The following is an 11,896-nucleotide window of genomic DNA, read 5'->3' on the forward strand; positions in this document are numbered from 1 at the left end:
ATGTCAGATTCTTCAATATTCAAGAGAACCATTGTAAAACACGACATTCCAAGCAAATATCTTGAAGGAGGCAGTCGTCACGTTCGCGTCTATTTGCCGCCAGGATATCAGGAAATACTCAGTTATCCCGTTGTCTATTGTCAGGACGGAGAAGATTTCTTTAATTTTGGTCGTATTGCGACACACGCGAATCAGCTCATTATCGAAGGTGACATGGAGCCATTCATCATCGTTGGAGTTGATGTGAATAAGAAAATCCGTACTTCTGAGTATTCCCCGGATGGAGAACGATTTGAATCCTATACTCGCGCCTTTGCAGAAGAGATTGTACCTGCAATTGAGCGAATGTATCCAGTACGCACCGATTGGACAGAAATCACGCTCGCAGGTGATTCACTCGGTGGCACTGTTTCCCTACACCTAGCGCTAAAATATCCTGACAAATTCCGTCAGGTAATCTCCTTGTCCGGCGCCTACTACCCATACTCGCAGCAGCTTATCGCGCAGGAGCAGGATCTATCATGGCTGCATCTCTTTATGATCGTCGGTCTGCAAGAGACTGCGTTCACAACCGATACAGGGACTTATAATTTTGTTGAATTAAATCGGGATACACACAAGCTGTTTACGGATCGAAATGCTCATGTTCTCTATGGCGAGCATGAAGGGCATCATTTGTGGGGATTCTGGCAAAAACACGTCCCAGATGCTCTTCGTCATTTTCTTGACTAGCTGCTTGTCCATTTCCATATGAGCATACAAGCATTGATGAGGAACACCCCTATTAAACATAAAAAAAGTAGTGGCATACAAGGATGTATGTCACTACTTTTCATCAAACCCATAGATATTTTATAACATGAAAGGATGTTCCTCTTTAATCCGCTCTAACAATCGTACACACCCCGCTTGAACTAAACGATATACTTCTTCAAAGTTGCCTGTATAGTACGGATCAGGCACCTCTTCACGGTTCTCTTCAGGAAGCAAAGTCATAAATCGCAGAACTTCAGATGTTCTGTTGTCCGAGCCTTCCCACGCCAGCACATTTTGTTCGTTGCTCGGATCCATACATACGATGTACGTATAAGTTTGAAAATCTGTCGGATGAAGCTGTCGTGCTCTCATCCCTTCATAAGTAATCCCGTGTTCGTCCAATAGCTTGCGAGTTCCTTCATGCGGAGGATGACCTATATGCCAATCTCCTGTTCCTGCTGAATCCACCTGAATCACCTGTTCTAAGCCTGCTTGCTCCACTTGCTCACGGAATACAGCTTCAGCCATAGGAGAACGGCATATATTTCCCAGGCATACGAACAACACGTTCACCTTCGTACTTTCAGCCACGTAACATTCCTCCCTTTTCTATATACCTTAGCTTCTTGCCTTACTTAGTGTTTCATTATGTAAGGTGTATATCCTGTTAAGATTCACTTATTGTATCGGCAGTCTTTATTTATTGCAAATGGATATATTTATTTGGTTCCCCATTCATATTTCGATATAATGGGAGGGATTCAACTTGTCATCATACTTATTGCGATATAAAGGAAGGTCATAACGTTGTCAAACGATCAACAGGTTACTTCAACACCCGCTCATATTGCCATTGTAGCGGGTGGAACCATTTCCGAGAAAATAGCAGACCAGATTCGTACGATGGATTACATCATCGGCGCTGATCGAGGAGCTCTCTATCTGGTACAGCACAACATTATTCCCGATCAGGCCTTAGGAGATTTCGACTCCGTAACAGAGGATGAACGGGAGCATATCCGCGCTTCGAGCCGGAAATACATGGATTGTGACGCCGTCGATAAAAATTATACCGACACCGAACTTGCTTTCAATCATGCTCTCGCAATGAAACCAACGCAAATTACGCTATTCGGCGTAACCGGCACGAGACTTGATCATACGCTGTCTAATATTCATTTATTGCGCAAAGCCGTCGATGAAGGAATTAAGTGTCAAATCGTTGACGAACACAATATCATTATGCTAACGAATTCGAGTGTTACATTACAGACGAATTCCTTCCCGTATGTATCATTGCTGCCACTGAGCTCAACGGTAACTGGTATTACGTTAACTGGATTTAAGTACCCGCTTCATGATGCAACCCTGCAGATTGGACAATCCCTAGGAATAAGCAACGAATGGGATGACGGTGATACTGCTTCGGTTCGTGTGCGAGAAGGCTACCTCTTAATTATTTGCAGTCGCGATTAATATAAAGTGGATTTCAATCTCTGTCAAAGTGTCATTCGTAAAAGGAATACGCCATTCAATCGTTCTATGATGTAACTACCTGCGAACGTTCGAATGGCGTATTTTTTATTTGTAAATAATCTTTACATCACCGCTTACAACAACAGCATACCTAGCATGGCTGACAGCAGAACGGTAATCCAAGGCGATTGCCTCCATACAATTAGTGATAATATACCAATTAGCACGATACACATGTGAATCGGACTCGTTACCGATGTTGTGAGGACAGGATCGTAAAGTGCTGCAAGCAGCAACCCTACAACAGCGGCATTGATCCCTTGAAAAGCTGCCCGAACACTCCTCCATTGCCGAACATGCGACATATAAGGGAGTATTGCCCCCATTAGCAGGTAAGAAGGGAGAAAAATAAATAAAGTAGCAACGATGGCAAGAACGATTCCAAATCCACCTGAATGAATAGAAGCACCTACAAATGCTGCAAATGTAAACAAAGGCCCTGGTACTGCTTGTGCTGCCCCATACCCTGCGAGCAGTGAAGAATCATCCAGCAACCCTGCCGTCATCAGTTCATGCTTCAGTACAGGAAGGACAACATGTCCGCCACCGAACACCGCTGACCCGGTACGATACATGACTTCCATAAGCTGTGTCACAACACTTGGTATATAATATGCCAGCATAGGCAGCCCGATAAGCAGTCCGAAAAATAACAGTGTCATCCATTTTGCAAATGTACGTGAAATGTTTGACTTCCCTTCTTCATTGCACTCATATTGGTTTTGATTGGTGCTGATCGCCGGTTCGCTATGTTCCGCCCGATTTCGGTATAGAACGACACCTGCAGCAAGTGCCCCCCCCATAATAAGGAGCTGTCCGTAAACACCGGTAAGAAGAAGGGATAGGATTGCGGCAACAATTGCGATCGTTCTTCGAAGCGCGTCAGGTGTCAATTGTTTATTCATTCCCCATAACGCCTGAATAATAATCGGAACTGCCGCAAGCTTCAATCCTTGCAGCCACCCAGGATCCTGATTGGGCAGCCAACTAATTCCGAAGGCAAATAAGGCAAGCAGACAAGCAGACGGCAGCGTAAAGCCCAACCACGCCATCGCCCCTCCAAGCCATCCAGCTCTCCTCATACCTATTCCAATTCCAAGTTGGCTGCTGGATGGGCCGGGAAGCATTTGACTAATCGCCTGCAATTCAGCAAACTGCTGATCGTCTAACCATTTCAACTGCTGTACATAGGTTTTATGAAAGTAGCCTATATGCGCAGCCGGCCCTCCAAAAGAAGTCAATCCTAGCCGCAATGCGGTCACAAATGTTTCTCTAACTCCATGCCAATAGGTTCTCATCCGATTCCTGTTACTCCTCTTCTATTTCGCACGAATATATCTTCATTGTTCCTTCATTTCTTATATGATGAGGTACCATCCGAATTGAAGCAATAGATTTACATAATCTTATTATTGTGCAAACTGCGTTTAAATTTGTGAATCAGAACAGCCCCAGCAAATTTACAGTAAAATAAACAACCTCCCTGCTGTTTTCAGGACGGCTCATTAAAACGTCGCTTTGCGATATGTATTACAGCAAAGACCCCTATTAAGTTGAAATCGCATTAGGGACATGATTTCAAAAAATATCCTTGTTTGGCCGCATCAGCTGCTAAATGATAGGATTCCAAAGCATTCGATGGAGCGCATTTTTCGGGGAATGCATACTTAATGCCATTCATGATTACGCCATGATAGTTGTTTCTCTTAAGCAGCCGTGAGCCGCCGAGAGCATAATGATTATACGAAGAATAGCCTAAAGGCAAACCTTGTATGAAGGCCATAACACCCACGTCGTTGATGGTATTATGCCATTCTTCATCTGAAATGGAAGGCAAGGTTAACGTATAGGAGACACCATTTCGTAAAGCCCGTTCGTTGTGTTCATTGATGGTGTTGGCCAGCGCTTGTTGAATGGTATCTACGATTGTCGTACGTCTTACCGCATCAAATAACTGATCATCCTGTAGTATCGGAACATCTGCAGCCGTGCTTTTTAACTCCCGTTGATATCCTGCAAGCCAGCTCCCCGATGATGGACGATACACGTTAATATAGTCATCTAACGTAAATCCGATCACATTTCCACCTTGATCCATAAACCCATAAGGCAACTTCGGCTTCCATACATGCTGCATCTGGGATTCACCATTTCGGCCGATATATTCATCCTCAGCATACATATCAACACCATCATAGCCAATGATTGCAATCACCGGAATATATCGCTTCAATTCATCCTGCTTTTTCTCCTCATTCCATAAACCAAAGTTAAGAAATAACGTCATAAAGAATGAATTAACCGCATCATTACGACGCAGTTCCAGCCGCTTCTGTGACTCATATCCTTCCTCCGTCTCCTTCCACACAGCAGATATCTGCAGTGTACGGGCTGCATCATCAACGGCTTGATTCATAGCGTCATTATAATTCAGTTCAAGCTGCAGCTTGCTCGCTTCCTCTCTTGCTTGTAGCTTATTCACCCAAAACAAAGGGAAACAGATCAGAACAAAGATTATTGAAAATTTAACTACTTTCATTTCGCACCATTCCTCCGACAGGAATACGAATCCGTTCAGTTGGGCCAAATGAGCCTGTCAGCCAGTCCAAAATCATGGCCGCACGTGTTCGATTCGTATTGCTTACGGACACATAGAAATAATCTCCAATGCTCAGCTTATACGTACGGGACGGAGATTCAACAGATTGTCCATCTCCCGGAAACAGCTTTTCCATCAGCATCACTTTATTGTTTAGTTGGTAACGGATTAGATAGTCCCCAGTAAATGTATTGACTTGAACGGGATCCCTATAGATCGGATCATACTTTTTCTCATAATGCTCAACAACCACATCATATACATTACCCGTCTTCTCCATTTCCGCCATAAAATCATTCCACATGACAGGAGTGATCACTCCCTTATCCCTTACGGCATCTGAGAATGTAGATGCACTTCGCTGCACATACATCGCAGCTAGGTCATCCTGCCGCTGATATGATTCTAATATCGGGTAAAGAAAGAGCAGCAGCACTCCTATCATCACACCAAGCAGCTTAACTACTGCATTGCCCAATCCGCTACCTCCTACCTGAAGATCATTTTACGGATGTCGCCATCTTCATTTCGTTCGATATGAAGATGATATTGTTTCGTTCGTGATATCGAATTAAACTGAATATCCTCAAGGAGGATTGGAGATTTGACGCTCATGCCTTCAACCTCAAGCTCAACATTCTCCCTCAACTGACTGATAAATAGAATGACATCAGCTCCCGTTAATGGCTTAGATCGTATAGGCTCCATCGTAGATCGAACATTCCGATCCTTCACTTGATTGGCATGATCTACTTGTCGAATCGTAAAGGACGTACTTCCAATGAGTTGTAAGGCCCCCGTCAATGCGACCAAAAACAGTATCGATGCTACTGCTAGTTCAGCTATTCGACTCGCATTATGCATACTGCCTCCCTTTTCAAGCACTGATGTCAAAATATAAGTTTCCCAAAATTCCACAGTGGAGATATGTATATAAGAAAACACAGGGTGACACCCCGAATCTTACTGCTGTTCAAATACAATCCCTCTTGTTACGTTGCTGGAGTCCACGATTAGCTTTGCTTTAAACTTTCCGCTAGGATTCACGTAGTTATCAGATGATTCATTCAATGCCAAATCTATGCTGTCATTTCGATTGTTCCCCGCAATCTCACCGTTCGGCAGCACGTAATATCCATAATGATTTCCATCCGATTTTCCTGCACGATTTTTACCAGTTACAACACGAATCCCGAATTGATCTTGCTTGAAAAATTTACGTATTGCATTAATGACCTGAGAACCGCTAACCGAGGTATTATCATAAACCGTAAATGATGCCTTGCTTAACTCTGTCTGGATCGATGAAAATTCATTTTGAGCCGTTTTTGTCGCTTCCTGCGCACTAACGAACAACAACACAACAATTGTAATTAGTGCAATGGTAAGGAAAATTCCTGCTGCCACCTTCAATGCAGATTGGGCATTATTCATACTTTATACACTCCTTTGTTATAGAGATCGGATTTGTTCAAAGGAAGAACGCATTTGCTCTGCGCTCATCCATACAAGGGGTACCACGAGATACAAAAAAATTAAGGCATACATCGGAGCGAAGCCCAGCCACCTTCCCCAGCCTGCTTTGGCTTCGATACTTGTCTCATAATGCTGTCTAAGCATATCCTGTTCATAGAACCAGTCTTGCTCTGCATCATCGAACGCCTCATTAAGCGGAATATGATTGTGAGCTAGCTCCAGCTTGTCCACAAGCCTGACGAAGTCTGGATATGGCGCATGGATTCGCAGCTGTTGTAGCGCATGATCCGAACCACTCTCCCAATTAAGCAGACACAATTGTAAAGGGCGGCGGAACATAGTCGTGCAGCGACTCATCCACTCCATCATCGATTCAGCCGTCATCCGCTCGAAAGCACGCAGCAGCATGCAAAGAGACTGCATTTGACTGATCTCTGTACGCATATCCAAGTTTCGAATCCGAATACGGATCCGCAGAATCATAACAAATGTATAATATGCACCCCACCCAACGGTGAATGGAAGCAGAACCTCCCACCATGAAACTTTCATCTCACGATCATAAATAGCAAGTGGTACGAGCGACTTCGTCGATTGTTCGATTCGTTGATAGCTCCAGTCTGGGTGTTCCTTCAAGATCGCAGTTTTCAGAGCGAGTTGAAGTCCGTGATTGCCTGTCTCTGGGTTGGAACTTAGTATCCATTGCTTAGTTAACTCCATACTTAGTCCCGCTTCTAGCGATTTGGTATTCAGCTGATTCCATATCCATCGCGTAGATCCCAAGTGCAATGAGACAATTAACACAAAGCAGATTCCACAAGTTACGATCGCGTGTATGAAGCGATGGCCATAGAAATGCCCTAAGGTCATCGATTCGTTTGCTTCATGTAATAAGCGCTGAGCACGCTTAAGTGACCCAATCTGCCTACTGTTCACCCAGACATCCAGTAATCTTCGAATGATTCGCTGCTCCAGCAATCTTCTGATCCACCCAGTGCGCTGTGATTGATCCTCAGCCATCGCGCTTATCCAATGAAGCTGTTGTAATATGCGATGGCACATCAAGACGGAACAGAAAACTGTTAGTTGCAGACACCAACCAAGCTTCGAATGATAAAACAATTCCATAGATGGAAAATAGGTCGTCGCCCACCTTTCCAGTGGATCTGTAAATAGGACGGGAATAACGGCAATTGCTTTTAATCCCCCAAGCAGATAATCGAGTCGTGCACGCATAACGAGCTCTGTTTGCATTTCACGAACAATCATGGCAAGTCCCTTCAAATAGGAAGAACCATCTGTTCCCTTCGGATCACCATACTCAGCTACCAACTTGGATAAGCCTCCAAGCATCTTATAATAACGATTCGGAGCTGCCTCCTCATAAGCAGCCATAGCGGAATCGGAATCGGGATCGCTAATCAACTTCGCAACACGCTGTAAATGTGGTGCGAGCATCGGGTGCGAGCATTCAATCGTATCTTCTAGTGCAGCATCCACCATCTTGTACCGATGATAGGCATGTCTCATATGCCCAATCGACATGGATGATAAATGAAGAAGCTTCACTTCGGCACGTGTGATCATAACGTCACGATATAGACTTTCCGCCACACTAAGTACAACAATAAGCATGATCCATGACAGCAGATTTTGATCGAAGGAGACGAATATTGAGAGCGCAATGAGAATCGCTATTCCACTCCCTAGCAGTATGGAGGCTGTTCGCTCACGCAATAGCCACTCGTCATAACTGTATAACGGTGCAAGCTGTTGGCGGAGTGACGCCGTCTTCTTTTTTAGCATAGGAACTCTCAAGCTCCAACGATAGACATCCCTCAGCAGTTTTTTATACACTTGTGTGAGAGCCTTAACTCCATTCTGATGTCCATGGGTACGTACCCTATTCTCAGCAATCCCAGTCGACATTAACTTTCTAGACAACATCCATAACATGAAAGAGACAGCTATTGCCCCGCTTGCAATCCATAGTAACAAGCTGCTAACTAGCAACCGAATATCCTCCCTCCTGAGCAAGCCAATCGCGGAATCGTTGCTTATCCTCAGCAGTCATTTCGGCTTCCATCGCTTCTCTCTGGTTCACGGATATCGGGTTCACGAGGTAATATCGGCCTTGATGATATTCGATAATATTTCGGTATGTGAAGGTGCGAGTTCGCATCATATGTCGGTGCACACGCTGTGAGGATTCGATATAGCGATCCCATGTCATGTTCGCATCACTTTGTGTGTCAATCATTTCTTCGCCTTCGTTATGATTAAGAAGTGGAATACATTCTGTAATGCGCTCAATATATCGTTTGCCCTCGACATCCCGAGAGAGATGAACATCGAAGTGAATCACTTGGCTTACCTGCTGCTCGGCTATCGACTCATTATGGAACATTCCCGTCTTAAGCAACGAGTTCCGAAGCGACAGCACCAAATCAGGAAATGTCTTGGCATGATGCGTGAAGACGGTGAACAGGCTTGCGACTTGAGCCATCTGTACCATCCAAGCTGCAACCGGATCCGTTGCCACCTCACCTAAAATATGCACAGTTCCGTCTGTCTTCTTCTGTACGTCCAAACCAGCCTGACCTGCTATGCGCTCTGTCTCTCGGAGCGTAAGGATATTCCTGCTGGGATATAACTTACGAAGATTCAGTTCAAAAGCCTGTTCCTGTACTCGAAGCGGATAGAACGCATAAATCGATTGAATTAATGCCATTAACAGAGTCGTCTTCCCCGATCCTTGCGCACCTGTGATGGCGGTCACTCTCGCCCCTCGCATTAAGAAATGAAGCAATTCAGTAGGAAGCTCAGCGTTCTTGTCTCGTATGAGCTGCTGAAGTGTTACAACCTGCGTATCAAACTTACGAACAAAGAATGACCAAGATTCTGCAAATGGCGGACGTAGCACAACGACACGCGACCCGTCCTTCATATGATTGATCCGATAGCCGTCCGCTTCCGTTAATGATCCAGGTGTCTGGTATTTATATATGTTGTGGCATACCCGGCGCAGTTCAGCCTCCGAACCAAATGATAGGAAGGAAAGTTGAATCGACTTCCCCTTATAGAAGATCCATACACTATCACATGCCCGCTGTAGGCCGCCAGCAACTAAATCCCCTTGATTCTTTGTCGGTGAAGCTGTGTTCGAACTCTGCCAGTAGCCCCCTCTTGTCATGGCTTCATCTGGAATACCACTTACTCCACCTGACACACCATCTATCCGCATGTCGCGTATCTCATCAATAACAGAGAATCCCTTATAACGTTGATACAACCGCTGTGCGATTATCCAGATCCGATCCTCCCAACTGAATTGAAGCCTTTCTAACCGATATGCTGCATCGATATCTTCCTCCGTAATTACATCGTGCATTTGATGAACACCCTGTGCCATCGGTATGCGTTTACGCTCACTCCAGCCATATTTATCGATTAACCTATGCAAGGCATCGAAGCTGTACCGCTTTTTAAAGGCATACAGTAATAGATCGAATTTGTCTTGTGAAGTTAAAAGCTCGGGTCGATCTATCGGTAATAACTGTTCGGAATTGCCTTTGCTGAGCTTAATTTGCTCTTTGAGCATATCCACAATCCATTCCTTAATGTACTCTTTATCCGCGACATCCCCACTGCAGCATGTACGGAGTGTTTTGCGAAGAGAAACACGCCGATTCATTTCACGAGAATATTCTTCTTCATTACGGTACAAATCCAGCGGCAGATCACTCGTCCATGCAAGAAACGTATCCTTCACTGTTTGATCCAGCAAGTCCCATGTCCATTCATCCTTAGTAGGATAAGAGGTGTGTCTGTTAGGGTTACGGAACAAGCGCCAACAAACGAACATCGCTAGGAGCAGAACCGAAACACCCAAAATTGAGGATCCTACATAGCCCCAAATTGACATCCACTATCCACCTGCCTTTCTCCCTTGATGATAGCCGGACTCTTCCAGAATATATTTACTCAGCTTCATATTCTCTAAAATGAATGGGCATCGTTTCCCTCGTTCATGGCGCTGAGATTGGCGCAAATACCAGTCCATCACCATTCTATCGTCTGCAGCATTGCGGTAAGCTGCTGCATACGGCATTGTGAAAAAGGGCTGGTGGAGCGAATACATACGTTTTACGTTCATAGGATTTACCTTCACATCCGCATCATACTGTCCTATCACGAATGCATCTGCGCTTTTTCCTGCTTTCTCCATTGAGATATGGATCTCTGACCGGTTCTGCGGCAACACTGCGATGGTACCTTGCATATTCATTTTGCCAATGAGCTTCAAAGCGGTTATATCCTGCTCATTCATATCCCACAGCACAAGATCATATCGTTTGCTCACTAGCCTCTGCACGTGAAGCAGAAGATGCTCATGCAGCGTATCTCCCATCTCCTCTGAGTCATAACCAGGGAGAATATCTAATCGACTCATCACACTTATCATATAGGAGGAGATCGATTCTTCCTCAACTTGATGGTGTCGAAGCATGCGTGCAAGAGCACTCCAGCCGTTCGGAGTTATTAGCCGCCCGCCTGCTCCTGCCTGGCGCATAACATCAAGAGCGGGAGGAAATAGCTTCTCAACTCCTTCCCCTCTTCCTTTGACATGTATGAGCAGCACTTTCATCCGATAGTGCCAAGCGAGACTAATTGCCGTACACGCAGCAACTGTTGTTCCTCCAGCCATGCCTCTTCCGATTGACGAAATCATCCAATGTTTACAGAGCGACATGTTTCATTCGTCCCTTCTTAGGTGTTCTTAAACACTGCTTCCATGCCCGTTCTGTCAGTTTACCGGTGAAATGCTCAGTAAGGATGCGCCAAGCACGCTTCGTAGCACGTGGATAGTTGGATGCTTGCAATTGACCATCCTGAAAATCTGACATGCGTGCAGTCCAATTACGCTCATCTTCTTCAATAGCGATACATTCTCGAGCCCACCGGTGCTCAAATACGGAATAATACCATTCGATCATAAACGCAAACTCATCCTCCGGCATGAGCGAACGCAGGATCATGGGCACGAATTCAAGCTCCTCATCTCCGTCGTATTGCTGCTGGAATGCTTGCAGCCATTCTCTGTTCTTCTGCAATGAAAATCGTTCCATCGTCTGCACAAGCAAGCGAGTGTCGATCTGCTTCCATTGTTCAGCATTACAAAACAATGCGCGATCCGTGTCAATAATGATATGGTCGTAGCCTTCAACACTGCTGCCATGCCGTTCAAGCAACTGAATCATATCGTCCCAAGATATAGCTCCTGACAGCACATCATAACCATTCCAGTGCATAATAGGTTGCTGAGATTGCATGAGCAGCCCTGTCTCAGTCCCAATCCGTCTTGTTGTTGTTGCATCAACAATAAGCACCTTCTTCTCTAATCTCGTTAGGAACGTCGCTAGCGCCACTACATGATCGCTCTTATCGCAAGCGCCCACGAATATACCGATCGTCATTTTCCTAACTCCTCCTGTATATTCATCTTTATAACTACTCTTTGACAGAAAT

At 45.0% G+C, this 11,896-nt stretch carries 12 protein-coding genes; 2 read left to right on the plus strand and 10 right to left on the minus strand.

Annotated elements, in window-relative coordinates; genetic code table 11:
• Positions 1–732 (plus strand): alpha/beta hydrolase, encoded by a 732-nt coding sequence (locus BBG47_RS10350; RefSeq protein ID WP_065291674.1) that lies wholly within the window; start codon positions 1–3, stop codon positions 730–732.
• A gap of 120 nt (positions 733–852) precedes the next feature.
• Here BBG47_RS10350 and BBG47_RS10355 read toward each other — a convergent pair whose 3' ends face one another.
• Positions 853–1,347, minus strand: a complete 495-nt coding sequence (locus BBG47_RS10355; RefSeq protein WP_083189222.1) for a low molecular weight protein-tyrosine-phosphatase — start codon at positions 1,345–1,347, stop codon at positions 853–855.
• Positions 1,348–1,563: 216 nt separating this feature from the next.
• On the opposite strand from BBG47_RS10355, the gene BBG47_RS10360 reads away from it, so the two are divergent.
• Entirely contained in the window at positions 1,564–2,232 is a 669-nt protein-coding gene (locus BBG47_RS10360) for a thiamine diphosphokinase (protein WP_081819932.1), read from the plus strand.
• A gap of 134 nt (positions 2,233–2,366) precedes the next feature.
• On the opposite strand, the gene chrA is transcribed toward BBG47_RS10360, so the two are convergent.
• The 9 genes from chrA to BBG47_RS10405 all read right to left on the minus strand — a co-directional run bounded on the left by chrA (position 2,367) and on the right by BBG47_RS10405 (position 11,844).
• The gene (chrA, locus tag BBG47_RS10365; protein WP_065291675.1) at positions 2,367–3,590 is read right to left on the minus strand and encodes a chromate efflux transporter; all 1,224 of its coding nucleotides are present in this window, start codon (positions 3,588–3,590) and stop codon (positions 2,367–2,369) included.
• A gap of 266 nt (positions 3,591–3,856) precedes the next feature.
• Positions 3,857–4,831: a hypothetical protein gene (locus tag BBG47_RS10370; protein WP_065291676.1), complete on the minus strand. Its 975-nt coding sequence runs from the start codon at positions 4,829–4,831 to the stop codon at positions 3,857–3,859.
• Complete coding sequence (locus tag BBG47_RS10375; protein WP_065291677.1) at positions 4,818–5,369, minus strand: hypothetical protein; 552 nt, start codon at positions 5,367–5,369, stop codon at positions 4,818–4,820. Before BBG47_RS10375 ends, BBG47_RS10370 begins: the two co-directional genes overlap by 14 nt.
• An 11-nt stretch (positions 5,370–5,380) precedes the next feature.
• Positions 5,381–5,755, minus strand: coding sequence for a hypothetical protein (locus tag BBG47_RS10380; protein ID WP_065291678.1), 375 nt, complete (start codon positions 5,753–5,755; stop codon positions 5,381–5,383).
• A 99-nt stretch (positions 5,756–5,854) separates the two neighbouring features.
• Positions 5,855–6,325: a hypothetical protein gene (locus tag BBG47_RS10385; RefSeq protein WP_021253895.1), complete on the minus strand. Its 471-nt coding sequence runs from the start codon at positions 6,323–6,325 to the stop codon at positions 5,855–5,857.
• Positions 6,326–6,343: 18 nt separating this feature from the next.
• Positions 6,344–8,173 (minus strand): GTPase SAR1, encoded by a 1,830-nt coding sequence (locus tag BBG47_RS10390; protein ID WP_254659798.1) that lies wholly within the window; start codon positions 8,171–8,173, stop codon positions 6,344–6,346.
• Positions 8,174–8,369: 196 nt separating this feature from the next.
• Positions 8,370–10,292, minus strand: a complete 1,923-nt coding sequence (locus BBG47_RS10395; RefSeq protein ID WP_065291680.1) for an ATPase, T2SS/T4P/T4SS family — start codon at positions 10,290–10,292, stop codon at positions 8,370–8,372.
• Between the two features lie 3 nt (positions 10,293–10,295).
• On the minus strand, positions 10,296–11,120 hold the full coding sequence (locus BBG47_RS10400; protein ID WP_065291681.1) for a hypothetical protein: 825 nt from the start codon (positions 11,118–11,120) through the stop codon (positions 10,296–10,298).
• The gene (locus BBG47_RS10405; protein WP_065291682.1) at positions 11,107–11,844 is read right to left on the minus strand and encodes a ParA family protein; all 738 of its coding nucleotides are present in this window, start codon (positions 11,842–11,844) and stop codon (positions 11,107–11,109) included. The genes BBG47_RS10400 and BBG47_RS10405 overlap by 14 nt, the downstream gene beginning before the upstream one ends.
• Positions 11,845–11,896 lie beyond the last annotated feature (52 nt).

The organism is Paenibacillus sp. KS1 (assembly GCF_001680695.1).
GTDB lineage: Bacteria > Bacillota > Bacilli > Paenibacillales > Paenibacillaceae > Paenibacillus_B > Paenibacillus_B suaedae.